General features: G+C 29.7%; 26 protein-coding genes. 23 read left to right on the forward strand and 3 right to left on the reverse strand.

The window, feature by feature from the left end; genetic code table 11:
• Window positions 1-100 precede the first annotated feature (100 nt).
• The 20 genes from ACTG44_RS09985 (at window position 101) to ACTG44_RS10080 (ending at window position 19,305) form a co-directional block, all read left to right on the forward strand.
• Window positions 101-676 (forward strand): ANTAR domain-containing response regulator, encoded by a 576-nt coding sequence (locus tag ACTG44_RS09985; protein WP_021384697.1) that lies wholly within the window; start codon window positions 101-103, stop codon window positions 674-676.
• On the forward strand, window positions 669-2,078 hold the full coding sequence (locus tag ACTG44_RS09990; protein ID WP_479921664.1) for a histidine kinase N-terminal domain-containing protein: 1,410 nt from the start codon (window positions 669-671) through the stop codon (window positions 2,076-2,078). The genes ACTG44_RS09985 and ACTG44_RS09990 overlap by 8 nt, the downstream gene beginning before the upstream one ends.
• 183 nt (window positions 2,079-2,261) lie before the next feature.
• Complete coding sequence (gene eutA / locus ACTG44_RS09995) at window positions 2,262-3,695, forward strand: ethanolamine ammonia-lyase reactivating factor EutA (protein WP_021384700.1); 1,434 nt, start codon at window positions 2,262-2,264, stop codon at window positions 3,693-3,695.
• 17 nt (window positions 3,696-3,712) lie between these two features.
• Window positions 3,713-5,077: an ethanolamine ammonia-lyase subunit EutB gene (locus ACTG44_RS10000; protein ID WP_479921665.1), complete on the forward strand. Its 1,365-nt coding sequence runs from the start codon at window positions 3,713-3,715 to the stop codon at window positions 5,075-5,077.
• Between the two features lie 12 nt (window positions 5,078-5,089).
• On the forward strand, window positions 5,090-5,971 hold the full coding sequence (gene eutC / locus ACTG44_RS10005; RefSeq protein WP_479921666.1) for an ethanolamine ammonia-lyase subunit EutC: 882 nt from the start codon (window positions 5,090-5,092) through the stop codon (window positions 5,969-5,971).
• Between the two features lie 19 nt (window positions 5,972-5,990).
• Entirely contained in the window at window positions 5,991-6,644 is a 654-nt protein-coding gene (eutL, locus tag ACTG44_RS10010; RefSeq protein ID WP_021384681.1) for an ethanolamine utilization microcompartment protein EutL, read from the forward strand.
• Between the two features lie 9 nt (window positions 6,645-6,653).
• Entirely contained in the window at window positions 6,654-7,343 is a 690-nt protein-coding gene (locus ACTG44_RS10015) for a BMC domain-containing protein (RefSeq protein WP_479921667.1), read from the forward strand.
• 2 nt (window positions 7,344-7,345) lie between these two features.
• On the forward strand, window positions 7,346-8,815 hold the full coding sequence (locus ACTG44_RS10020; protein WP_021384695.1) for an acetaldehyde dehydrogenase (acetylating): 1,470 nt from the start codon (window positions 7,346-7,348) through the stop codon (window positions 8,813-8,815).
• Between the two features lie 91 nt (window positions 8,816-8,906).
• Window positions 8,907-9,194: an ethanolamine utilization microcompartment protein EutM gene (gene eutM / locus ACTG44_RS10025; RefSeq protein WP_003423991.1), complete on the forward strand. Its 288-nt coding sequence runs from the start codon at window positions 8,907-8,909 to the stop codon at window positions 9,192-9,194.
• Between the two features lie 126 nt (window positions 9,195-9,320).
• The gene (locus ACTG44_RS10030; RefSeq protein WP_021384703.1) at window positions 9,321-10,082 is read left to right on the forward strand and encodes a cobalamin adenosyltransferase; all 762 of its coding nucleotides are present in this window, start codon (window positions 9,321-9,323) and stop codon (window positions 10,080-10,082) included.
• A 12-nt stretch (window positions 10,083-10,094) separates the two neighbouring features.
• Window positions 10,095-10,724 (forward strand): ethanolamine utilization phosphate acetyltransferase EutD, encoded by a 630-nt coding sequence (eutD, locus tag ACTG44_RS10035; protein WP_021384702.1) that lies wholly within the window; start codon window positions 10,095-10,097, stop codon window positions 10,722-10,724.
• Window positions 10,725-10,765: 41 nt separating this feature from the next.
• A complete protein-coding gene (locus tag ACTG44_RS10040) occupies window positions 10,766-11,491 on the forward strand; it encodes a TIGR02536 family ethanolamine utilization protein (RefSeq protein WP_479918738.1) in 726 nt (241 codons plus the stop codon).
• A 12-nt stretch (window positions 11,492-11,503) separates the two neighbouring features.
• On the forward strand, window positions 11,504-11,776 hold the full coding sequence (locus ACTG44_RS10045; protein WP_021384701.1) for a EutN/CcmL family microcompartment protein: 273 nt from the start codon (window positions 11,504-11,506) through the stop codon (window positions 11,774-11,776).
• On the forward strand, window positions 11,769-12,320 hold the full coding sequence (locus tag ACTG44_RS10050; protein WP_479920255.1) for a BMC domain-containing protein: 552 nt from the start codon (window positions 11,769-11,771) through the stop codon (window positions 12,318-12,320). Before ACTG44_RS10045 ends, ACTG44_RS10050 begins: the two co-directional genes overlap by 8 nt.
• Window positions 12,321-12,331: 11 nt before the next feature.
• Window positions 12,332-13,423, forward strand: coding sequence for an ethanolamine utilization protein EutH (gene eutH / locus ACTG44_RS10055; protein WP_021384683.1), 1,092 nt, complete (start codon window positions 12,332-12,334; stop codon window positions 13,421-13,423).
• Window position 13,424: 1 nt separating this feature from the next.
• The gene (locus ACTG44_RS10060; protein ID WP_021384692.1) at window positions 13,425-13,898 is read left to right on the forward strand and encodes a cupin domain-containing protein; all 474 of its coding nucleotides are present in this window, start codon (window positions 13,425-13,427) and stop codon (window positions 13,896-13,898) included.
• A 504-nt stretch (window positions 13,899-14,402) separates the two neighbouring features.
• Complete coding sequence (locus ACTG44_RS10065; protein ID WP_021384704.1) at window positions 14,403-14,924, forward strand: MarR family transcriptional regulator; 522 nt, start codon at window positions 14,403-14,405, stop codon at window positions 14,922-14,924.
• 398 nt (window positions 14,925-15,322) lie between these two features.
• Window positions 15,323-16,492 (forward strand): M20 metallopeptidase family protein, encoded by a 1,170-nt coding sequence (locus ACTG44_RS10070; protein ID WP_479921668.1) that lies wholly within the window; start codon window positions 15,323-15,325, stop codon window positions 16,490-16,492.
• A 40-nt stretch (window positions 16,493-16,532) separates the two neighbouring features.
• Window positions 16,533-18,071 (forward strand): AbgT family transporter, encoded by a 1,539-nt coding sequence (locus tag ACTG44_RS10075; protein WP_479918740.1) that lies wholly within the window; start codon window positions 16,533-16,535, stop codon window positions 18,069-18,071.
• A gap of 31 nt (window positions 18,072-18,102) precedes the next feature.
• Window positions 18,103-19,305, forward strand: coding sequence for a MalY/PatB family protein (locus ACTG44_RS10080; RefSeq protein ID WP_021384689.1), 1,203 nt, complete (start codon window positions 18,103-18,105; stop codon window positions 19,303-19,305).
• 237 nt (window positions 19,306-19,542) lie between these two features.
• On the opposite strand, the gene ACTG44_RS10085 is transcribed toward ACTG44_RS10080, so the two are convergent.
• A complete protein-coding gene (locus ACTG44_RS10085; RefSeq protein WP_479921669.1) occupies window positions 19,543-20,142 on the reverse strand; it encodes an ABC transporter ATP-binding protein in 600 nt (199 codons plus the stop codon).
• Between the two features lie 169 nt (window positions 20,143-20,311).
• Between ACTG44_RS10085 and ACTG44_RS10090 the strand changes: the two genes are divergently transcribed.
• From ACTG44_RS10090 to ACTG44_RS10100, 3 genes are all read left to right on the forward strand, one after another.
• Window positions 20,312-21,670: a hypothetical protein gene (locus tag ACTG44_RS10090; protein ID WP_479918742.1), complete on the forward strand. Its 1,359-nt coding sequence runs from the start codon at window positions 20,312-20,314 to the stop codon at window positions 21,668-21,670.
• Entirely contained in the window at window positions 21,663-22,295 is a 633-nt protein-coding gene (locus ACTG44_RS10095) for an OmpA family protein (RefSeq protein ID WP_479921670.1), read from the forward strand. The genes ACTG44_RS10090 and ACTG44_RS10095 overlap by 8 nt, the downstream gene beginning before the upstream one ends.
• Before the next feature lie 655 nt (window positions 22,296-22,950).
• Window positions 22,951-24,108 carry a ComEC/Rec2 family competence protein gene (locus tag ACTG44_RS10100; protein ID WP_479921671.1) on the forward strand — a complete coding sequence of 386 codons (1,158 nt, stop codon included), beginning with the start codon at window positions 22,951-22,953 and terminating at the stop codon, window positions 24,106-24,108.
• A 114-nt stretch (window positions 24,109-24,222) separates the two neighbouring features.
• Here ACTG44_RS10100 and lexA read toward each other — a convergent pair whose 3' ends face one another.
• Both lexA and ACTG44_RS10110 read right to left on the reverse strand, forming a co-directional pair.
• Window positions 24,223-24,858, reverse strand: a complete 636-nt coding sequence (gene lexA / locus ACTG44_RS10105; RefSeq protein WP_009897067.1) for a transcriptional repressor LexA — start codon at window positions 24,856-24,858, stop codon at window positions 24,223-24,225.
• Window positions 24,859-24,960: 102 nt separating this feature from the next.
• A complete protein-coding gene (locus ACTG44_RS10110) occupies window positions 24,961-26,088 on the reverse strand; it encodes a tyrosine-type recombinase/integrase (RefSeq protein WP_479918745.1) in 1,128 nt (375 codons plus the stop codon).
• Window positions 26,089-26,296 lie beyond the last annotated feature (208 nt).

Below are 26,296 nucleotides of genomic sequence, written 5' to 3' on the forward strand. Positions count from 1 at the left end.
ATAAAATTATATGGATAGTTAAAGAAAATATAAATTAGTATTTTATAAAAAAATATATAAACTATTCTAAGAAGATTTAATCTTTAAGTGAGGTAGGAACATGGGGAAAAAAATACTATTGGTTGATGATGAACCACTGTTAAGAATGGATACAAAAGATATACTAGAAAGTCATGGTTATGAAATAATAGGAGAAGCAAGTGATGGATTTGAAGCTGTTGAAATGTGCAAAAAACACAAACCCGATTTAGTTATAATGGATATAGAAATGCCAATACTTGATGGTATAAAAGCAGGCAAAATAATATGTAAAGAAAATCTAGCAGGTGGAGTTCTTTTACTAACTTCATTTGAAGATAAAGAATACATAGAAAAAGCCAAAAGTATAGGTGCTTATGGATACTTAGTAAAGACAGCAAGTGAAAAATCACTTATACCAACTATAGAAATGTGTTTAAATAAGGTAAATGAATTTGAAAAAATGAAAAAAGATTTAGAAAAGGTAAATTCTAAATTGAATGAAAGAAAATTAGTAGAAAGAGCAAAAGGTATACTTATAAGAGAGTTTAAAATTTCTGAGGATGAAGCATACACTAGAATAAGAAAATTAAGTATGGATAAAAGAACTACAATGATGGAAATTGCCAAAATGATTATAATAGGATACGATGATTAATACGATAAAAAAAATAGCAACTACACAAACATACTTAAATAATAATGAAATTGAAAAAATTATAGAAGTATCAAAATCCTTAGACTTAATGGCTTCCTTTTATGAAGCTGATGTTTTTATAGATGTACTAAGTAAAATTGATGATGAAGCAATTGTTGTAGCACATAGCAGACCTAAAGAAAAGTCAGTGTACAGTGAAAGTGTTGTAGGTAAAAAGGCTCTAATTGAAAATGAACCAGGAGTTATAAAATGCCTAAAAACTGGAGAAAGAGCAAGAGATATAAAAGCTTTAACACAAGAATACAAGCTGGTTAAACAAAATATTCAGCCAATAATATTAGAGGACAAAGTTCTAGCAGTATTAATCGTTGAAAAAGATATAAGTAGTGAAGTTAAAAACGAATTTGAAACTAACGAAGATGAAGAAAATAAAAGTTTACATCAGTTTATAAAATTGATAGGAAATAATGATTTTTTAGTTGATAATTTAAATTCTGCTATACTTATATTTGATAAAAATGGAAAACTAAAAATTAAAAATCGTATTGCAAATGAGATGTATAAAAATCTTGGATTTGAATGTGATATACAAGATATGCATTATAATGACTTATATATAGAGACTAAAGTATTTGAAGATATAATAATAGATGAAAATTATGATGAAACAAATGAAGTTTCAATAGGTAATATGTTTTTCAAAATAAAAACTATATACATCAAAGACGATGAATTTAAGGTTTGTAAAATAGTACAAGATATAAGTGATTTAAAGCGAAAGGAAGAAGAACTAATTTTAAAAACAGTAGCTATTAGAGAAGCTCACCATAGAGTGAAAAATAATCTTCATACAGTAATATCTATAATAAAAAAGCAAAGTAGATTATCTCAAAACGAGGAAGTTAAACAATGTTTAGATAATATAATAAATAGAGTGTTTGCAATACTTTCAACTCACTATCTATTATCCAAGGAAGTAGATAATAATATATCTATACGAGAAGGTATCAACTTATTAGTATCAAATATTCAAGGTGGTTATCTGTTTAGTAAAGATATAGATATATGCATAACAGGTGAAGATTTTAAAATTAGTGGAGAAAAAGCAACAGCCATACTTTTAGTTATAAATGAAATATTACAAAATTGTTATGACCATGCTTTCGTTGATAGAGAACGTGGCAACATACAAATACTAATAAATAAGGATAATGATTTTAGAAATATAGCTATTATAGACGATGGAGTTGGATTTGATAGTGACAATATAAATAAAAATAGTTTAGGAACATATATAATAGATAGTTATATAACTCAAATGTTAAAAGGAAGTATAAAAAGAAAGAGTAGTAAAAATGGGACAGAAGTATTAATTACTATACCTACACAAATTAATATTTAAATAATAACTCATCTACAAAGTAGTAGTTTTAATTGAGCAAAGAGGCTTAAGGTTATTAATAAATTAAGTTAGTTGAATGTATTTATAAAACTTGTAAATATATATTCAATTTAACAGATATTTATTATAGCTTTAAGCCTCTTTGCTTGTTTAAGACATACTTAAACTTTAGGAGGTGAGAAAATGAGAGAAGAGTTATTAAGTGTTGGTATTGACATTGGAACAAGTACTACTCAGTTGATTTTTTCTAAGTTAATAGTAGAAAATACTGAATCAAATTTTTCAGTGCCTAGGATAAGTATAGTAGACAAAGAAATTATTTATAAAAGTAAGGTTTATTTCACTCCCCTTATCTCAAATAATGAAATAAATGGACAGCAAATAAAAGAAATAGTTGAAAGTGAATATAAAAAAGCAAATATATCTAAAGTAGATATACATACAGGAGCAGTAATAATAACTGGAGAAACAGCCCGAAAAGAAAATGCAAATGATGTGCTTCATACTTTAAGTGGATTTGCAGGAGATTTTGTTGTTGCAACAGCAGGTCCTGACCTAGAAAGTATAATATCAGGTAAAGGAGCTGGAGCTCATATTTATTCAAAAGAACATTCGACTACAATTGTAAATATAGATATAGGTGGGGGAACTAGTAATATAGCCTCATTTAAAAGAGGAGAAGTAACTGATACTGGATGCTTAGATATAGGTGGAAGGCTTATAAAAGTAGATAAAATAAGTAAAGAAATAACGTATATATCACCTAAAATAGATAAAATCATAAAAGATAATAATTTAAATCTTCAAGTGGGAACTGTAGCTACAATAGAAAATACAAAACCAATAGTTAATATAATGGTTGACTTATTAATGGAAAGTATAGGATTAAAAACTCAGACACCTTTATTTGATTTTATAATAACTAATAAATCAATCAATATAGATGAAGATATTAAGAATGTCTCATTTTCAGGTGGGGTAGCTGATTATATTTACTATGATGGAGAAATAAAAGATTATTTTGAATATGGTGATTTAGGAATTTTACTTGGTCAAGCAATAAAAAATTGTGAATACCTTAAAAAAGTGAATATAGTCAAGTCCATGGAGACAATAAGAGCTACAGTAGTTGGTGCAGGTTCTCATACTACTGAGGTAAGTGGAAGCACAATAACATATACTAGTGAAAATTTTCCACTTAAAAACTTGCCAGTTTTAAAATTATCAATGGATGAAGAAGTAGGTACTTCAAAACAAATCAGTGAAGCTATAAAAAATAAACTTAACTGGTTTAAGTTAGAAAATGATTTACAGAAAGTTGCTATAGCTATGATAGGCAAGAAAAATCCAGCCTTTTCAGATATACAAGAATATGCCAAAGGATTTGTGGATGGAATGCAACAAATCATAGAAAATGATTTGCCTTTTGTAGTAATTGTTGAAAATGATATGGCAAAAGTATTAGGTCAAGCAATATATGCATTGTTAAATTATGAAAAAGAAATTGTTTGTATAGACAGTGTCAAGGTCGAAAATGGAGACTATATTGACATTGGGAAACCTATAGTGGAAGGTAAAGTTTTACCTGTGGTAATAAAAACATTAGTTTTTAATTAATAGAAGGAGGTAAGTAAATGATTTTAAAGACAAAATTATTTGGACGTACTTATCAGTTTAAAAGCTTATATGATGTAATGGCTAAAGCTAATGAAGAAAAATCAGGAGATAAATTAGCAGGTCTTGCAGCAGAATCAGCTGAAGAAAGAATAGCAGCAAAGGTTGTTTTATCACACATAAAGCTAGAGGATATAAGAAATAATCCTGCAGTAGCGTATGAAGAAGATGAAGTAACAAGAATAATACAAGATGCTGTAAATGAAAAAGTTTATGAAGAAATAAAAGGATGGACAGTATCAGAACTTAGAGAATGGATATTAGATTCAAATACTACAAGTCTTGATATAAGAAGAATATCAAGAGGATTAACTTCTGAAATAATAGCAGCAGTTGCAAAGTTAATGTCAAATATGGACTTAGTTTATGCTGCTAAAAAAATAAAAGTTACTGCTCATTGTAATACAACTATAGGAGAACAAGGTACATTATCAGCAAGACTTCAACCTAATCATCCTACAGACGACCCAGATGGAATACTTGCATCACTTCTTGAAGGTTTAACTTTTGGTATAGGAGATGCAGTACTTGGCTTAAACCCAGTTGACGACTCAGTTGAAAGTGTTACTAAAGTGTTAAAAAGATTTGAAGAAGTAAAACAAAAATATCAAATACCAACTCAAACATGCGTATTAGCACATGTTACAACACAAATGGAAGCTATAAGAAATGGTGCCCCTGCAGATTTAATATTCCAATCTATAGCAGGTTCTGAAAAGGGAAATGAAGCATTTGGATTTAATGGTGATACTATCGAGGAAGCCAGACAACTAGCTTTAAAACATGGTACAGCTACTGGACCTAATGTTATGTATTTTGAAACTGGGCAAGGTTCAGAACTTTCTTCAGAAGCACATCATGGAATAGACCAGGTTACTATGGAAGCTAGATGTTATGGATTCGCTAAAAAGTATGAACCATTCTTAGTAAATACAGTTGTTGGATTTATAGGGCCGGAGTATTTATATGATGCTAGAGAAGTGGTAAGGGCAGGACTTGAAGACCATTTTATGGGTAAACTACATGGATTACCAATGGGTGTTGATGTTTGTTACACTAACCATATGAAGGCTGACCAAAATGATATGGAAAACTTAGCTATACTACTAACAACAGCAGGATGTACATACTTTATGGGAATACCTCATGGAGATGATGTTATGCTTAACTACCAAACAACAGGATACCATGAAACAGCATCACTTAGAGAAATGTTTGGATTGACTGCAATAAAAGAATTTGATGCTTGGATGGAAAAGATGGGATTCTCTAAAGATGGTAAGTTAACAGAGTTAGCAGGAGACGCATCTATATTATTAGGATAGGAGGTATTTAGTATGAATGAGAAGGATTTAAAAGCATTAGTAGAACAGTTAGTTGGACAAATGGTTGGAGAATTAGATACTAATGTTGTATCTGAAACTGTTAAGAAAGCAACTGAAACTATAATTGATAACGATGCTTTTATAGATGATATAACAGAAGTTGATATAAGAAAGCAATTACTAGTAAAAAAACCTAAGGATGCAGAAGCTTACTTAGATATGAAAGCTAAAACACCTGCAAGATTAGGTATAGGAAGAGCTGGTACAAGATATAAGACAGAAACAGTTTTAAGATTTAGAGCAGACCATGCTGCTGCACAAGATGCTGTATTTTCTTACGTAGATGAAGAATTTATAAAAGAAAACAATATGTTTGCAGTAGAAACTTTATGTAAAGATAAAGATGAATACTTAACTAGACCAGACCTAGGAAGAAAATTCTCTCCAGAAACTATAAACAGTATAAAATCTAAATTTGGAACAAATCAAAAGGTTTTAATATTAGTGGGAGATGGACTTAGTTCAGCCGCTATAGAAGCAAACTTAAAAGATTGTGTGCCTGCTATAAAACAAGGTCTAAAAATGTATGGCATAGACTCAAGTGAACTTTTATTTGTTAAACACTGTAGAGTTGGTGCTATGGACCACTTAGGTGAAAAATTAGGTTGTGAAGTTATATGTATGTTGGTTGGAGAAAGACCAGGATTGGTTACTGCTGAATCAATGTCAGCATATATAGCATATAAGCCATATATAGGAATGGCAGAAGCAAAAAGAACAGTTATATCAAATATTCACAAAGGTGGAACAACTGCAGTTGAGGCAGGTGCTCATATAGCTGAACTTATAAAAACTATGCTAGACAAAAAAGCTTCAGGAATAGACCTTAAATAAAGTCGAGGGAGTGTAGAATATGAAAAACGATATGATTCGTCCTAATATACTAGGAGTTAAAATAATTTCGAATATAAGTCCAGAAATGGCACAAAAACTAGAATTAAAAGCACATCATAAAAGCTTGGGCTTAATAACAGCAGACTGTGATGATGTTACATACACAGCTCTTGATGAAGCAACTAAAGCTTCAGAAGTTGATGTAGTATATGCAAAATCAATGTATGCAGGGGCAGCAAATGCTTCAACAAAACTTGCTGGTGAAGTGTTAGGAATAATAGCAGGACCAAGTCCAGCTGAAGTAAGAAGTGGATTAAATGCAGTAGTTGATTTTATGGAGTATGGAGCAACTTTTATAAGTGCAAATGATGATGATTCAATAGCATATTATGCTCATTGTGTATCAAGAACAGGAACATACCTTTCAGAAGTAGCAGGAATAAGAGAAGGTGAGGCATTAGCTTATTTAGTAGCACCACCACTTGAAGCAATGTATGCTTTAGATGCAGCGATGAAGGCAGCAGATGTTAAAATGTGTGAATTATTTGCACCTCCAACTGAAACAAACTTTGGTGGAGCATTACTTACAGGTTCTCAGTCAGCTTGTAAAGCAGCATGTGATGCATTTGCCGAAGCAGTAAAATCAGTTGCAGATAATCCAACAGGATTCTAGGATAGTTAGATGGAGGCTATAGGTTTAATAGAAGTAATAGGATATGTTGCTGCGATAGAAGCTTCTGATGCTTGTTTAAAATCTGCAAATGTTAACATTGTAAGAATCGATAAGGTTGGAGCAGGTATTGTTACTTTAACAATATGTGGAGACGTTGGTGCTGTTAAATCTGCTCTAGAAGCAGGTGAAATGGCAGCTTCAAGAGTTGGTACATTAAGAGCATCACATATTATACCAAGAATTCATAATGAAGTAACAGATATTTTATTTAAAAAGGAAGAATCTAAAGTGTGCGAAGCTTTAGAAAAGATAGATAGAAATTTTGAAAATACATTAGAAAGTACTATATCAGAAAAAGATAATGTAATTTTAGATGGCACTGAAAATAGTGAAAAAGATAATGAAAAATTATATAGCCATATAGATAAAGTCAACAATGAAATAGAAATAGTTGATGGTAGTTTAACTGAAATTAATAAAGAAAAAATAGAAGATTCTAATTCTAGTAAAGAAATATTAGAACAAGTTAAAATAGAAAATATTGATTTTGATAAAGATGATTTATCAAAAAACAGTGTGAAAAAACTTAAAGCTATGGCTAAGAAGTTAGATTCTTCAATAACTTATAAGGATTTAAATATTCTTAAAAAAGAAGAGTTAATAGACTTAGTTAAAAAGCTTAGCAGAGGGGATAGATAGTTATGACACTTTTAGATAAAGATTTAGTATCTATACAAGAAGTCAGAACTCTTGTAAAAAGGGCTAAAGTGGCTCAAGAGAAACTTTCTAAAATGAGCCAAGAGCAAATAGATAAAATAGTAAAGTCTATTGCAGATGCAGCATTTAATAATGCTACTAAGTTAGCTAAAATGGCAAATGAAGAAACTGGATTTGGAAAATGGGAAGACAAAGTAATTAAAAACACTTTTGCATCTATGGGAGTTTATGAAACTTTAAAAGATACAAAAACTATTGGAATAATTGGCGAGGATAAAAAAGAAAACACTATAGATATAGCTACACCAGTTGGAGTTGTAGCAGGGCTTATACCTTCAACAAACCCAACATCAACAGTAATATATAAAACCATAATATCTATAAAAGCAGGAAATACTATAGTTTTCTCCCCACATCCAAATGCAAAAAAATGCATACTTGAAACAGTTAAAATAATAAATGAGGCAGCTATAAATGCTGGAGCACCAGAGGATTCAATATTATGTATAACTAATCCAAGTATAGTTGGAACAAACGAATTAATGAAGCATAAGGATACAAACTTAATATTAGCAACTGGAGGGGAAGCAATGGTTAGAGCTGCTTACTCTTCAGGAACACCAGCTATAGGAGTTGGGCCTGGAAATGGACCAGCATTTATAGATAAATCAGCAAATGTTAAATTAGCAGTCAAGAGAATAATAGACTCTAAAACTTTTGATAATGGTGTTATATGTGCATCAGAGCAATCAATAGTAGTAGAAAAGTCTATGGAAGAAACTGTTTTAAAAGAACTTAAAAATCAAGGTGCATATCTTTTAAATGAAGAAGAAAGTGAAAGATTAGCAAAATTTATATTAAGAGCTAATGGTACTATGAATCCACAAATAGTTGGTAAAAGTGTTGAAGTAATAGCGAATTTAGCAGACCTTACAAATGTACCTAAAAATACAAAAGTTCTAATTGCAAGAGAAACTAAAGTTGGCCATAATGTAGCCTATTCAAGAGAAAAACTTACACCAATACTCGCATTCTATGTTGAAGATAATGTGGATGCTATTATGAATAGATGTAGAGAAATACTGTTAAATGAAGGTGCTGGACACACTTTCTCAATGCATGCAAATGATGAAGAATTGGTAAAAAGATTTGCTCTTAACATGCCAGTATCAAGAATACTTGTGAATACTCCTTCAGCACTTGGAGGAATAGGTGCATCAACAAACCTTATACCAGCACTAACACTTGGTTGTGGTGCAATAGGTGGAAGCTCAACTTCAAACAATGTGGGTCCACTTGATTTGATAAATATTAAAAGAGTGGCTTATGGAATCAAAGAAATAGAAGAACTTGGAAGAAGTAAATCTCAAGTTGAAAAATCAATGTTTGACTCAATGGACAAAGAAGAATTAATAAATCTTTTAGTTCAAAGATTAGTCAAAGAACTAGCATAACTAAAATAAACAATGAAATTTATAGTTTATAACTATAGATTTCTAAAAATACAAACTATAAAATAATATTAAATTTTTGGAGGATAAGATTATGGCAAGTGCAAATGCATTAGGAATGATAGAAACTAAAGGATTAGTAGGAGCGATAGAAGCAGCAGATGCAATGGTTAAAGCTGCAAACGTGCAATTAGTAGGAAAAGAACAAGTAGGTGGAGGATTAGTTACTGTAATGGTAAGAGGAGATGTTGGAGCTGTTAAAGCTGCTACAGATGCTGGAGCTGCAGCTGCTGAGAGAGTTGGAGAACTGATATCAGTTCATGTTATACCAAGACCACATTTTGAAGTAGATGCTATATTACCAAAAGTATCAGCTGAGTAATATAAACATACTTTTAAAATTTAAATTTTGATTAAAAAAAGAGGCTATCTCAAAAATGAGTCTTACAATAAACTCAATGTATTTTGAGGTAGTCTTTTTTATACATCTAATAGGAGATGTGATAAAATGGGTGTTTTAACAGAAAATGAAGTAAAAAGAAAAATTGGAAAAAACAAAGACAATATAACTGAATTTTATATAGAAAAAGGACAAATAATAACGCCTTCTGCAAAATCTTATTTAGCTGAGAGAAGTATTGAACTTAAATATGTTGATAAACTTTCAGCTATAAATAATGAACCTAAAGAAGTCATAAAAGAAGTAGTTAAAGAGAAAACGTATAAATATACTACTATATTTGGTGCTAAATTGGATGAAAAGCCAGAACATATGACTCAATTATATGGAAATCTTTTAGTTTTTAAAGACCATAAAAGAATAATACTAAGAGGTAAAATAGATTCCCTTGAATCAGAAATACTAAAAACTCAAGTTCTTTGTCAAAAGCTAGATATGCCAAAGCTTGTTAAGGAATTACAAGAGGTATTAGACTTTGTAAGAAATATAATGAGATGTGAAGTTTTGGAAGAAAAACTAGAAGACTTTAAACTTTTAGGATTAACTCCACAAGAACTTAGAGAACAATCTCACTATCCAAAAAAATATTTTGGCATAGGACACGAATTCCCAAGTTATGAAATGGGTGAAGCTGTAGTTGCTATAAATAGTATAAGAAGTAATACACGAGAGGTTGAACTTGCAGCTTATGAAGCTTTTAAAGGTGAGTATGGAAATGTTCATAGAGAAGATTTAATAAGGGCACTTAATAGATTATCATCTGTATTTTGGATAATGATATATAAAATTAGAACTAATAAGTATAAGTAGTTGGAGGATGTAATGGAGAGTCTATTAAACGAAATAGTAGAAGAAGTAATAAATAGAGTTAAAAAGGAAGCGTTTATAGAAGTTGAAGCATCAGGAAGGCATGTTCACTTAAGTAGAGAAGATGTAGATAAGCTATTTGGAAAGGGCTATACCCTTACAAAATTAAAAGACTTATCTCAACCAGGTCAATATGCTTGTAAGGAAAGAGTTACAATAACTGGACCTAAAGGAAGTATAAAAAATGTAGTTGTACTTGGGCCATGTAGAGAAAAAACTCAGGTAGAAATCTCTTTAACAGATGGTTCAACTCTTGGATTAAAAGCTCCTATAAAACAAAGCGGAGACTTAGAAGGTACTTTAAGTATTAAAATATCAACACAACATGGTGAAGTTGAACTTAACAAGGGGTTAATGGTTGCTAAAAGACATATACATATGACTCCTAATGATGCTGAAAAATTCAATGTATGTGATAAAGAAATAGTTGAAGCTAAGGTTATGGGTCAGAGACCTTTAACATTTGATGATGTAGTAATAAGAGTTAGTGACAATTTTAAAACTTACATGCACATAGATTATGATGAGGCCAATGCATGTGGTTATTCTAAGGGAACTGTTGCTAAAATAATAAAGAAAGCATAAATTTAATCTGCTATGTAGATTACCTCTAGGGAGGATTTAATATGAATTATGATAATCTTATAGATTTAATAATGGAAGAAATCTATAAAAAGATAAATAACGATGAACTAAAAGTATCTAATAAGCCTAAAGCTGTAATTGTATTTGAACAGGATATCAGTAAATTCAACGTATTAAAAGATGAACTTGAAATAGTAGAATTTGATAAAAGTGTAAAAGAATGTGAAATAGTGATAGTTTCAAAGCTTTGTATGAGAGGATTATCAAACTTAGCGCTTGGAAATTCAACAAGTGAAGAAGAAAGATTTATACTAAAAATGATTATGAAGGGTAAAAAAGTATATGTCTTAGACGAAGGAATTGAATACAAAAAATATAAAAATACTGCACCAAAAGCATTATATAAAAAATTTATATCATTTGAAGATGAAATATGTAAATTTGGTGTAGAAATTATAAAAGATTTAAATACTGTAGCTAAAAGTAAGTTAAGTACACAAAGTGGAATATCAAGTGATATAGGCTTTGAAAGCGAAAATAAACAAAGTTTAAATAAAGACTCTATAAGTTTAATCAATACAGAGAATACAAATATAGATAATGAATTTAGTTTAGATTTAAGAAATAAAAAGCTTATATCAGAAGCTGATTTAAGAAAACCTACTATAAATGGTGTTAAGAATATATTGGTTAATAAAAAAAGTATAATAACTCCATTAGCAGTAGACTTCATGAGAATACACCATCTCAAGCTAAAGAAAATGTAAGGAGGTAATTTTATGGATATAGGAAAAGTTGTAGGTAATGTTTGGGCTACAAGAAAAGATGAAAAACTGTGTGGTCAAAAACTTTTAGTAGTAAAGATTTTAAAAACTAAAGACACATACAAAGAAGGCTTCATGGTTGCAGCCGATAATGCGGGAGCAGGAAATGGAGACTTAGTTCTTATATCCAAAGGTTCCTCAGCAAGAGAGTCTATTGAAAAAAAGCATGTTCCAGTAGATGCAACTATAGTTGGAGTGGTTGATTCATTTGAGGTATTTGATGAATAAAAGCATAGGTGCTATAGAGTTTAAAAGTATAGCTAAAGGTATAGAAGTATCTAATGAAATGGTAAAAAAATCCTCAGTTGATGTACTATATTTAAAGAGTATTTGTCCAGGTAAATTTTTAATAATAGTAGGTGGAGAAACTTCTTATGTAAATGAATGTATAAATTATGGAATGGAGCTTGGAGAAAGATACATTGTAGATAATTTTGTAATAAATTCAATTTCACAAGAAATATTAAATGGATTTAAAAATAAGTACCAGGCATTAGATAATATAGTCTCTATAGGTGTTGTTGAAAGTAGTAAAGTATGTGCTGGAATAAAAATGCTTGATAAGACTTTAAAATCAGGTGACTTAGTATTGGTAAAACTCCAATTATCTTTTGCTATAGGTGGAAAATTAGTATATATAGTATCAGGAGATTTAAGTAGTTTAGAATATGCATTAAAAGAAAGTGAAAATGTTGTAAAAGAAAAAGAAATAATCTATAAGACTGTAATATCATCAGTAGACAGTCAAATAATAACAAGTCTAATAAAATAATGGGGGGAATTATGAGTATAAACGAAATTATAATCTATGTAATGGTAGTCTTCATGGTACTTGGAGCTATAGATAAATGTATAGGCAATAAATTTGGTCTTGGAGAGCAATTTGAAGAAGGTATAATGGCGATGGGTTCACTTGCAGTTGCAATGGTTGGTGTTATATGTCTAGCACCAGTACTTGCTGATGTATTAAGACCAGTTGTAGTACCAGTATTTGATATGCTTGGAGCTGACCCAGCTATGTTTGCGGGAAGTTTATTAGCTAATGATATGGGTGGTGCACCACTTGCTCTTGAACTTGCAAAAGACCCCAATGCCGGATTATTTGGTGGATTAATAGTAGGTGCTATGATGGGACCTACAATAGTATTTATAATACCAGTTGCACTTGGAATAATAGAAAAAGAAGACCAAAAATTCTTAGCAACAGGAATACTTGCAGGGATAATAACGATACCTATTGGAGCATTCGTTGGTGGATTAGTTGCAGGATTTGAAGTAATGATGGTTCTTAGAAACTTAGTGCCAATAATAATATTTGCAGTAGTTATAGCACTTGGATTATTGAAGTTTGAAAATGCTATGATAAAGGGGTTCACATACTTTGGAAAAGGTGTAGTAATCGTTATAACTCTAGGACTTGCTGCAGCAATAGTTGAAGCATTAACAGGAATAGTTGTAATACCTGGAATGAAACCAATAGGTGAAGGTATAGAAATAGTAGGAGATATAGCAATAGTTTTAGCAGGGGCATTTCCATTAGTATTTGTTATAACAAAAGTGTTCAACAAACCATTAATGGCTTTAGGGAAAGTTCTTGGAATGAATGATGTATCAGCGGCAGGGCTTGTTGCAAGTTTGGCTAACTGTATACCAATGTTTGGTATGATGAAAGATATGGATAATAGAGGTAAGATAATAAATGTGGCATTCTCTGTATCGGCAGCATTCGTATTTGGAGATCACTTAGGATTTACAGCGGGATTTAATGCTAATATGATAACACCAATGATAGTTGCTAAATTGGTTGGTGGTATAACAGCAGTATTATTAGCTATGCTTATCGCAAATAAGACACTAAAAAAGGAGAATGCATAAGATGGATATAGCAAATATAGATAAAAATTTAATTGAAACATTAGTAAGACAAATAATAGAAGAAAAAATAAACGGAACTAAAGATACTGTAGATTTTGTTAGAAATAAAGATATTAGTGGAATAACTTCTATAAAGTTACCAACAGTAAAGGTTAGTGAATCCGATAGATTGGACACAGGAAACCCTAATGATGTAGTTTATACAAAGGATTTATTTACATTAGAGGAAAGTCCTAGATTAGGTTGTGGTATGATGGAAATGAAGGAAACTACTTTTGACTGGACTCTAAACTATGATGAAATAGATTATGTAATAGATGGAACTTTAGATATAGTAATAGATGGAAGAAAGGTTTCTGCTTCTTCAGGTGAGTTGATATTTATACCAAAAGGAAGTAAGATACAATTTTCTGTACCTGATTATGCTAGATTTATATATGTAACATATCCAGCAGATTGGGCATCTCAAAATTAACAAGAAACTAAACTAAGTTAATAATAATCAAATAAATAATTTAAAACACAAACCATCAATAATTAAGGGGTGTCTCAAAGTGAACTTTTTAGTTCATGAGGCACTCTTTTTGTATGAAATCAAATATATTTTCACAATTTCGACAATAAGAAGCTTATCTTATCTTTTAAGACAGCCCCTTTTAATTATGAAGAGTGTATAACTATTTAAAAAGAAGTAGGAAAGTAAATTTGTATCTCCTTATGGTTCAAGGATAATAAACAGTTATTGTCATTCCTAGAGTTGAACACTGTCTTATTTTATAAGAAAATATTTTGTATAGATTACAGAATAAATCTTATGGAATAATTGGTAAATTACATTACTATAAGTTTAAAGTAATAAAAATTTTCCAATAGTTTCCTTTATTGATTGAAATAAAAGTTAATGTGGTATAATATCTAAAAAGAGAATCTTATCAATTAGAATATATATAGAAACAAGTGACTTAAAAGGAGACGCTATATGGAAGAGATAGTAAAGAAAGAACAAGCAAGTATGAATGATATTTTTTTGTATCTTAAAGCGAAATCAAACTCATTATATAAATTTGTAATATTATATAATGATTTTATCAATAAGCCTAAAGATTATGGAACTGGAGAACTTATAAACATGGCTGAGGTACATATGCTAACAGCGATTGAAGAAAATCCAGGAATAAGCCCAACTCAATTAGCTAAAATGTGGAATAGAACTAAAGGTGCAATATCTCAGACTATATCTAAATTAGAGAAAAAAGGTTATATAACTAAAGAAAAGAAAGAAGGAAATGCAAAAACTATATTACTATATCCAACGACATCAGGAGTAAAGTTAAGTAAAGCACATAAGCTATATGATACTATAGATGTTACAAGAACATTTGAATACTTAATCAAAGAATGTACATTAGAGGAAATAGATAGTTTTTATAAAGTAATTGATTTGTTTATTAATTTATTAGAAGAATATCCACAGGAAAATAATGATTCTGAAAAAGAATAGCTAAGATTGAAGCTAAATAGAAAGAAATAGATGATATATAGTTAGTATATGGAGGTAGTTATTAAGTATATATTATATGAAGATAAAAATATAATAGTTATAGAATTAAAAAGTTTAGTGGTTTAAAGTTTAACTGCTAAACTTTTTTGGTGTTTAGAATCTAGTATTATATAATTTGTTACAAATAAAAAAATTTCAATAGATTAAGATGAAAATAGAGATATAAATAGAAAGATGCTGTTATATATGGATTTAATGCAGAGAAAAATAAAAAAGATTGAGAAAAACAAAAATGAAAACGTTTTATATTGACATGAGGAAAAAGTAGTGCTACTATTTAAATATAGTTTAGTATCTAAACTATATTTAAATTATAATAACTATTTTAGGGGGATGTTATGAATTTAAAACAATTAAGTGAAAAATATGAAGACTATGTAATTCAGATGAGAAGAGAATTCCATAAGTATCCAGAATTATCTTTTAAAGAAATAAGAACAGCCCAAAGAATAAGGGAAGAACTACAAAAAATAGGGGTACCTTTTGTATCTATTGAACCAAATATTGTAATAGCTACGATAGAAGGTAAAAAAGAAGGTAAGACAATTGCAATTAGAGGAGATATAGATGCGCTTCCAATGAAAGAAGATTCAGATGTAGAATACAAATCAGAATATGATGGAATAATGCATTCTTGTGGACATGATGCTCATGGAGCTATGTTACTAGGACTTGCACATATGTTAAATGATATAAAAGAAGATTTAGAAGGTAGAGTATTATTAGTTTTCCAAGCAGCTGAGGAAGTTGGTGGAGGACACAATGAGATAATACAGTACTTTAAGGAAAATGGAGGGCCAGATAGATTAATAGCTACTCATGTTTGGTCAAATATTGAAGCTGGTAAAATTTCTGTTGAACCAGGACCTCGTATGGCTGGTGGATCTGGTTGGAGAATAGATATAACAGGTAGAGGTGGTCATGGTTCTAGACCAGATCAAAGTATAGATCCGATAAAGCCAGCTTGCGATATAGTTTTAAAAGTATCCTCTATACCAGTTAATTATGTAAGTGTACTAGAACAATGTGTTGTACATGCATGTGCAATACATGGAGGAACTACAATAGGAAATATTATTCCAAACAGCGCAGAGGTAATAGGTGGATACAGACATTTTACTGAAGAGTCAGGTAAAAAAGTGTTTGATACTATAAAGCAAATAAGTGAGGGTGTTGGACAAGTTTACGGAGTTGATGTGAAGGTTACTCATACTGGAGGTATAGGACCTGTTGTAAATGATGAAGAAGCAGTTAAGATGGCTAAAGAAGTAGTTTCTAATATAGATGGATTAGAGTTAGATCCTTATGAACCAATATGTGCATCAGATTGTTATGGTGAAATATTAAAAGAGTATTCCGGTTTTTATTGTTATCTAGGGGTAGGTAACAATAAAAAAGGAATAATATATGCACAACATCATCCTAAGTACAATATAGATGAAGATGCATTAAAGTTAGGTTTAGAATTTATGGCTAAATATGCAGTTGAATTTTTAAATAAAAAATAATAACTAAAATAAATCTAATTTTATAAATGGGGGGATAAAAATGCAAGGTGCATTAAAGGAAGATAAGAAAAAAAGCGGTGGAGGATTTTTAGGGTGGATTGAAAGAGTTGGAAATAAAATGCCACATCCACTAGCATTATTTACATATATTACATTGATAGTAGTAGCATTATCTGCAATGGCAAGCTTTTTAGGTTTTTCAGCAATAAGCCCTGCTACAGGCAAGTTAGTAGAAGTTATGAACTTAATAAGTGCAGAAGGTTTAATACTATTTATGCAAGGATTTGTTAAGAACTTCCAAAACTTCCCTGTACTTGGGGTAGTTCTCGTTATGGCAGTTGCAACAGGAGTTTGTGAAAAAACAGGATTTTTCTCAACTGCTATAAAAATGAGTTTATCAAAAGTTAAGGGGAATGCGGTTGTATTTATAATAGCTTTTATAGGAGTATTTGCTAATCAAGCTGGTGATGCTGCTTTCGTATTAGTACCAACTCTTGCAGGTGCAATATTTTATGGATTAGGCAGAAATCCATTAGCTGGTATATTCTGTGGATTTGCATCAGTTGGTGGTGGATTTGCAACAGCTGTAATTCCTGGTGGATGGGATGTTACGCTAACACCAATAACTATATCAGCAGCTCAAACTATTCAACCTGCGTTTGATATGACATTATTAGCTAGTTATTATGCACTATTTGTATCTGCATTTATAGTAGCTACAGTATCAACAATAGTAACTGTTAAATTTATAGAACCTAAATTAGGTAAATATACTGGTACGCCAGAAGGCATGGATGATAATCAAGGTTTTGAGGTTACAAAAGAACAAGCAAAAGCAGCAAAGTCAGCAGGTTTTACAGTATTAGCTTACGTAGCATTATTAGTTGCTTTATGTATACCAGCTAATAGTTTTTTAAGAAGTCCAGAAGGATCTTTAATATTTGGGGCACCGCTTATGTCTTGCTTACAGTTCTTTATAGTTATACTATTCTTCTTACCAGGGATTGTGTATGGAATGAAGGTTGGTAAAATTAAGACTGTAAAAGACTTAAATGATATATTATGTCAATCAATGGCAACGATGACACCGTTTATCGTACTTGCAATAGTTATAGGTCAGTTCTTAACACTGTTCTCGGTATCTAACCTAGCACAGGTACTAGCTATAAAAGGTGGAGCATTACTTAACTCATTGCCATTACCACCACAAGCTATAATACTGCTATTCTTAGTACTAGTAGCATTTATAAATATATTTGTTATAAGTGGAAGTACAAAATGGATGATATTTGGACCAGTATTTGTTCCAATGTTAATGCAATTAAACATACATCCAGCATTTACTCAGTTTGTATATAGACTAGGGGATTCTGTAACTAATCATTTATCACCATTAAATGCATTCTTTATAATACTTTTAGCAACAGTTCAAAAATACGATAAAAATGCAGGTATGGGAACTATATTCTCAGCCATGATACCTTACACTATAGGATACTTTGCAGTGCTTGCAGTTTTAGTAGTAGTTTGGATGACAATAGGTATACCAGTAGGAATAGGTGGACAAGTTTGGTTATAAAACATATTTAATAATTTTGGGAGGAAAGAAAATGGAAACAACTGAAGTAAGATACAATTTTGATGAAGTAATAGATAGAAGTGGAACAAACTGCCTTAAATATGATCTTAAGACTCAATTTATGCCAGGCTCTTCAGAAGATGCACTACCACTATGGGTAGCAGATATGGATTTTGCATGTGCTCCTGAGATAATTAATGCAATGCATGAAAGAATAGACAGAAAAATATTTGGATACAGCTCTCAACAAACTGATGATTATTATGAAGCTGTATGCGGATGGTTTAAGAGAAGATTTGATTGGAAAATAGAAAAAGAGAATATGTTCTTTAGCCCAGGGGTTGTACCTGCATTAGGATTTTTCATACAAATATTAACACAAAAGGGTGATGGTATAATAATAGAAAAACCTGTATACTATCCTTTTGAAGCTAAGATAACTAATAATGAAAGAAAGGTAGTCAATAGTCCTTTAAAGTTTGAAGATGGTCATTATTCTATGGATTATGATGGATTTGAAGAGTTAGCTAAAGATGAAAATAATAAGGTTTTTATATTATGTAGCCCTCATAATCCAGTTGGTAGGGTATGGAAAAAAGAAGAGCTTAGAAAAATAGTAGATATATGTAAGAAATATAATTTATGGATAATATCTGATGAAATACATTGTGATATTATTCGTAAAGGTGAAAAGCATATACCATTAGAAGTAGCATGCCCTGATTATAAGGACAGAATAATAACTTGTACAGCTCCAAGTAAGAGTTTCAACTTAGCTGGTATGCAATTATCAAATATAGTAATCAACAATAAAGAATTACAAGAAAAATGGATGCTTGAAACAGATGCTAAATTAGCCATATTCTTACCCAATCCATTTGCAATAGTTGCTACTAAAGTTGCTTATAATGATTGTGAAGATTGGATGAATCAAGTAAATGAGTATATAGATGGCAATATTAAATATGTAGAAGATTTTGTTAATGAGTATATGCCTAAAGTAAAAATGATAAAATCTCAAGGAACTTATTTAGTTTGGTTAGACTTTAGAGGATATGGGTTAGATGCAAAACAACTTGAAGATATAATGTTTAACAAGGCGAAGGTATTGCTAGATGAAGGATACATGTTTGGAGAAGAAGGAGCAGGATTTGAAAGAATAAATGTTGCTTCACCTAGACCAATTATAGAAGAATGTATGAATAGAATAAGAAGTGCATTTGAAGGATTATAATAGTAATATCTAAAAATAATATATTTTCGTATTTTAAAAAAGACTATGTTTTGAAATATTTCAAAGCATAGTCTTTGAACGTTTTGGGATTATTTTAAAAAATTTCAAAGCGTGACTGTTGTTGATAATCTTCACTTAGATATTTATATTAGAAATAATTTTATAGATATATCAAAGTTTGTAGGGGATTTATTAGATTGTAATAAAGAAAAAGCTAAAGAAAAATTATTTATTTTTCTAAAGTTGCACTTTTATACATAGTGCTTCACCAATATCATGTGTAACCAAAATAGTAGACTTATTCTCATTTTTAATAATACTATAAACGTCATCACAAACTAACAATCTCGTCTGATAATCAAGAGCTGAAAAAGGTTCATCTAAAAGTAAAATATCTGGATTTACAGAAAGTGTTCTAATAAGTGCAACCCTTTGTCTCATACCCCCAGATAATTCTTTTGGATACATGCTTCTAAAATCCCATAATCCATAAGTCTTTAAAAGACTTTCAACTCTATCTAAAGATTTTTTATCTTTTTTGCCTTGAATTTCTAAGCCAATAGTTATATTATCCATTATATTTCTCCATTCAAGCAAATTATCTTTTTGAAACATATATCCAATATTTCCAGTAATCTTTACATCTCCACTAGTTGGTTTTAAAAGATTAGTAAGAATATTTAAAATTGTAGATTTACCGCTTCCAGAAGGACCAAGCAAAGTTAATATTTCCCCTTCTTTCAGGTTAAAATTGACATCTTTTAATACTTCAAGCTCGCCTTCCTTAGTGTAGAAGTTCATATTTATATTTTTAACTTCTACTATGTTGTCATTCATTGTGCCACCCCCTATAACTTTTAGCTCGTATATATTATGTTATTAACAATATGACCTATTTGTACCATTTTTCATAAATATAATATAAATATTTTGTTTATTTACGTATTTTCTTAGTAACTTGTACGTATAAATTATAGATAAATAAATTATAAGGTAGGGGATAAAATTGAGTAACATAATAACGAATTTAATAGAGTCAATATTTACTAATCCAATAACTATATTGTTTTTACTTGCAATAACTGTGTATTCTGTTTTTAAGATAATAGAAAATAACAGAGTATACTCATTTGTAAGTTCAAAATTAGAGGAAATCAATAGAAACCATAAAACGAGTGAATTTTATGGAAAGATAAGGAATGATTACTATACATATAGTAAAGAAAATCCTTATTCAGACGTAAATATAACTTCATTTATAGAAGAAGTTGTATCAGATTTAAAACATAATAATTTGCCACTGTTAGAGAAGATTAGAAGCATAAAGAATTCATCTTCAATAAGTATATTGTTAGGAGTTTTAGGTACATTTGTTGGGCTTTCTGCAATGCTTTTATGTGTTGATACTAAAGACATTATAAATTCACTTCCTTCAACTATTAGTAGTATGCAGACTGCATTTACAACAAGCATATTTGGAGTTGTGTTTTCTCTAATTATAGGTTACTTTACAAAGATAAAAGATTGTGAGCATGTCTTAATACAGATAATGTTAAAATGCGAAAATTTACTGACATCTGAGATAACTCATTTTAAATCAGAAAGAATGGATTTAAAGGTAGAAGAGGTAAAAAATACAATAAAACAAATAAGCAAGTCTATAGAGGCTATTGAAAAATTTGATAAAATTTCTAAAGATTTAAATGACTTCAATGATGAATTTATAAGTGGGATAGAAGCTTTAAAAGGTCTTTTAGAAGGTTCTCAAAGTTCTATTAAGACGTTTGACCAAAGCGTAAGAAAATTAGATAAACAGTTTAATATTTTGAATGTAAAATTTGTAAAATTGTTTGATAAGTATGATAATCAAGATAATATAAATAAAGAGATTTTATTCGACATAAAAGAATCTTCAAAAAATATATACAATGCTACTGAAAGCCAGTTTAAAATTAGAGATTATATAAAAAATATAAATGCAGGATTTGCTTTATATGAAAGAAGTGCTCAAGATTTATTAACTAAATTAATGACTCATGAAAATAAAATATCTCAAAACCAAAAAATCCTTTTAGATGAAAAATTTACTCTAGATGATTCAATAAAAAATCTTTCAAGCATTATTGAAAAATTTTCTGATGACCTACAAGTTAAACTGGATATAATGTTTGAGAACTCTTTAGATATTCAAGATAAATTAGATGTTATGTTTAACAACTCTTTTATGCAAGATGAAGTTCCTCTTGATAGTGAAGAGCTATTTAAAAATGATATTGATAGTGTATTTAACCCTTTCAACGAAGAGATTTATGAGATAGAAGATAAAGAAATAAAGGTCATAGGTGAGGATGAGTTAAATGAATAATAAATATAGAAGAACTGTTAATAGAGAATTTGAAAAGAGTAGCTTTTGGCCAACATTTACAGATTTATTATCAACTGTATTGATGGTTGTAATTCTTATCTTATTTAGTTCAGAAAGTATTTCAGGTTCTGTCGAGCAAGATTTAGCTAAAAATGTCAATGCTTCTGTTGAGGAGACCTTAAAAAAAAGTGGTATGCCTGTGAAAGTAGATAAGGCTAATGGTCAAGTAACTTTTGGTGAAAGAACTATGTTTGATGTAGATAGCGATGTTTTAAAACCAGAGGCTAAAGAAATGTTAAAAATGTTTGTTCCAAAGTACATAGAAACTATTTATAAAGATTATGGGGACTATATATCAAAAATAGTTATAGAAGGTCATACAGATGATGTAGGAAGCTATATATACAACTTAGATTTATCTCAAAGAAGAGCATATAGTGTTGCAAAGTATATAGTAGGGGATGAGATTGGTAACTATAAATATAAAGATAAGGTTACTAGACATATTATTGCAATAGGAAGATCAAAAGCTGAACTTATAAAAAATGAATATAAGAGTATAAACAGAGATGCATCTAGAAGAGTAGAGCTAAAATATGAAATAAATATTAATCAAAATAAATAGTTAAATTTTTATAAAAAAAAAGAAGGCAGTTGGTGTGAGCTTTAGGCCTTCTTTAAGGAAAAAGTTTATTTATTTTTGTTGATACTTAACATATTATAGTTTTTGGAAAAAATTTGCAATATATTAAACGTAAATGGGCGTTTAAAATGCATAACTGGGTACTACTGATGTAAAATATTTCATTTTATATAATATAAAACTTATAAGGTGTCAATTGTTCATGTTATGTTTTAAAAGTTGCCATTTAGAATATTATGTAAAAAAATATCATAAAAACGCATATAGTGTTATGATTGTCAGAGAAGTGTACATAAAAGCTATACCTGTTTTCAATTGTAGCAGTTATAGCTTTTTATATTTCTAAAATGTATTCCATAAGGTATAAAGAGAGTAGCTCTTTATACCTTTTTTATTTATTTCCATACTAATTAAGCAAAAAAATCAATTGCGACTTGTTTGAATTGCACATAAGATATGATTTTATTTAGAGATGCGTTTTTTGTCTTTATATATAGTCTAATGTAATTTTATTTTGACAATTTGTATAGAGAATTATAAAATATAGAAATGATAGATGAAAATTTATACAATAAAGGAGGTCTTAAGAGAGTAAACAAAGTAATTATCAACTTATTGTAAAATGGAGGAGTAGTTTGTGACAGAAAGAAATATAAATAATAAAAAAAATTCTAAAGTCAAAGCTTTAGTATTTTTACTGATAATATCTATATCAATTTATTTGACTGGTTGTGATACATCAGATAATGGCAACAATCAATCAAATAACCAAGATTCCTTATCTAGTAGTATATCAAGTGATAAAAATGTAAAAATTCATTTTATCAACACTGGAAATAGTGATGCTATATTAATTCAAGATGGCAAAACTTTTACATTGATAGATGGTGGAGATAATGATGATGAAAATTTAATGGTAGACTATCTTAATAATCAAGGTGTAAAAGATATTAAGTATCTTATAGCTACCCATTCTCATGCAGATCATTTAGGTGGACTTGATTCTGTTGTCAAAAACTTTAATATAGAAAATGTTTTTGTATCTAATGGTTCAGCAGAAACGAAAAGCTATAGAGATTTTATAAATGCTTTGGCAAATAAGGATTTATCTCCAAGCGTGCCACTTGAAAATAAGAAGTTTTATCTAGAAGATTCTTACTTTGAAGTTTTAAATACAAATGGTGGAGATACCACTAATGAACAATCTCTAGTTCTTGTATATACTAATGGTAAGGATAAAGCTTTATTTACAGGTGATGCTGAAGAAAGTACAGAAAAAGAGATATTACCAAAGCTAGGAAAAGTAGACCTTTTAAAAGTGGCTCATCATGGTTCTCGCAGTAGTTCATCTCAAGCGTTTTTAGATAAAGTAGCACCTGAATATGCAGTTCTTTTAGTAGGGAAAGGTAATTCATATGGACATCCACATCAAGAAACAATGAATAAATTAGAAAAAATGGGAGTAAAGGTACATAGAAGTGATGAGTGTTCAGATATAATATTTGAATCCACAGGTGATGGAGTATTTACAAGTTGTAAAGATGGAAGCTATAAAAAGGGTGTTAGAGAAGATGGAAATTATGAAAAATCAAATAATAATACAACAAAAGACGAATCTTTAAATAAAGAACAAAATTTATCAAATACATCAGAAATAGTGTATTTTACTCCAAAAGGGAAGAGTTATCACTCTACAAAAAACTGTAGTGGACTTTCAAGAAGTAAAAAAATATTATCAGGTACAATTGCAGAAAGTAAGAAGAATGACCCCTGTGATATATGTTATGGAAAATAATAAAAAGTATAGATAGCAAATAATAAACTAAATGCATAAAAAAATAAGCTATAATCAATAGATAACATATTTTATCTATACGAATAGCTTATTTTTTTGAGTATTCTTTAATAGCTATTTTATAACTCTAAATACACCAGTTACAATACCTACAATTTCAACTTCTGAGTCATTAAGCATAATTGGTTCCATAAAATCATTTTCTGGCTGAAGTCTTATCAAATTTCCTTCTTTAAAAAATCTCTTAACCGTAGCAGATTCACCATTTATAAGTGCAACTACTATCTGAGAATTCAAGGCTGTATTTTTTTTGTCTACTACAACGTAATCTTCATCTAAAATTCCTGCATTAATCATACTTTCGCCTTTTACTCTTAATACAAAATTATTGCTGCCCTTTACTAAACTGGCAGGGAATGGAATATATTCCTCTATGTTTTGTTGAGCTAAAATGGGTTCTCCAGCTGTTATTTGACCTACTAAAGGAAGTTCTATTATTTCTTGATTAGCTCCAGAAACATCATTTACTTTACTGCGTTCTAAAACTTCAATAGCTCTTGGTTTAGTAGGGTCTTTTCTTATGTATCCCAGTTTTTCAAGTTTATTTAGATGAGAGTGTACAGTTGAAGTAGATCTTAACCCTACAGCAGTACATATTTCTCTTACAGCAGGTGGATAACCTTTTAATATGATTTGAGACTTTATAAATTCCAATATCAAGACTTGCTTTTCAGTTAGATCTAAATACATAACATCACTCATTTCTAAACATATTTTGTTTTTATTTCCATACGCTTTATATTTTTAATTATAACATAATCCATTTATATCTGCAAACATTTGTTCCTGATTTTAATCATCCTCAATCCATTCAAAATTCTTAACTATATCACGTTTTACATTCTTTTTATGAGCTGCATAAAGCTGAGTAGTTGTGACATTGTCATGGTCAAGTAAATTTTGAACATCGTATATAGAAAAACCTGTTTGTATTAGAGAAGTCGCAGCAGTTGCTCTTAATTTATGAGGGCTATATCCATTATCTCTAGTCGTATCTAGTGGAATAGATGTATATTTTTTTACTAGTGTTCTTATAGCTTTTGCTGTAAGTCTCTTATTTTGGAGTGATAAGAATAAAGCATCTTTTTCCTCATCATTTAATAAATCATCTCTTGTTCTTTCATTTTGCAAATAGTCTTTTATTACATGTTCACAAGTATGATTTATGGGCATTAAAACTTCTTTTCCACGTTTTCTATATATTTTAAATTCTCCTCTTGAAAAATTAAAAGATGATATATTAAGTTCTCTAAGCTCATTTAATCTAAGCCCATATGTAACAAACAAAGCCAAAATAGCTTTATCACGTAGTTTAGTTTTTCTCCAATACACCTTTTCTTTTTCTGTAAGACCTTCACCAGTTTCCACTGATTCCAACATTTTAGCAACTTCATCTATTTCAAGACGCTTAATAGCATCTGGTTGAGGTTTTGGAAGTTTTATTGGATTAAACCCATCAGTTATATTATTATCTATTTGAGAGTTCCTGTATAAGAATTTAAATAGAGTAGAGATGGATGATTTTTTTCTTGCCAAAGCTCTATTATTATTTTCAAAAATTAATGTATTTTTTTCTGTATTTTTATAATATCTACTACAATAATCACCTAAGAATAAATTTATATCCCTTGATTTTATTGTATTAAAATCATCTTCTGTAATATCTTTTATACAATCTGCACTTGTTAATTCTTTGGTTTCAATCAAATAGGAACAGAAAAAATTTATATCTTCTAAATAAGCAAGTCGTGTGGAAACTGCGACAGAGCCTTTTAAATATATAAAATAATCCTTCATAAATGTAGGAAGTTTATTTTCCAAAAGTAGACATTTTTCTATGAGTTCATTTTCCTTGATGACGATATTGTCAGGTTTATCTGATTTATTATGTACTTTTATAATTTTCTTATCATTATTCAAAATTAAACCTCCTAAAGTTAAAATATAAATCTTTTATATTATTTTTTATTATCTATATTTGGTATAAATATTTAATTTAATCATTTTTTGTATTTTTAAGAGATTAGTAGTGCTCTAATCAAAGTTACCACTAATTATTCCCTAAATCCACATTTAAAGACTAGTTAGATTTAAGTACTCTTTTTTTATTTCTCAATATATTTATATA

The sequence above is a fragment of the Clostridioides sp. LIBA-2809 genome (assembly GCF_056688965.1).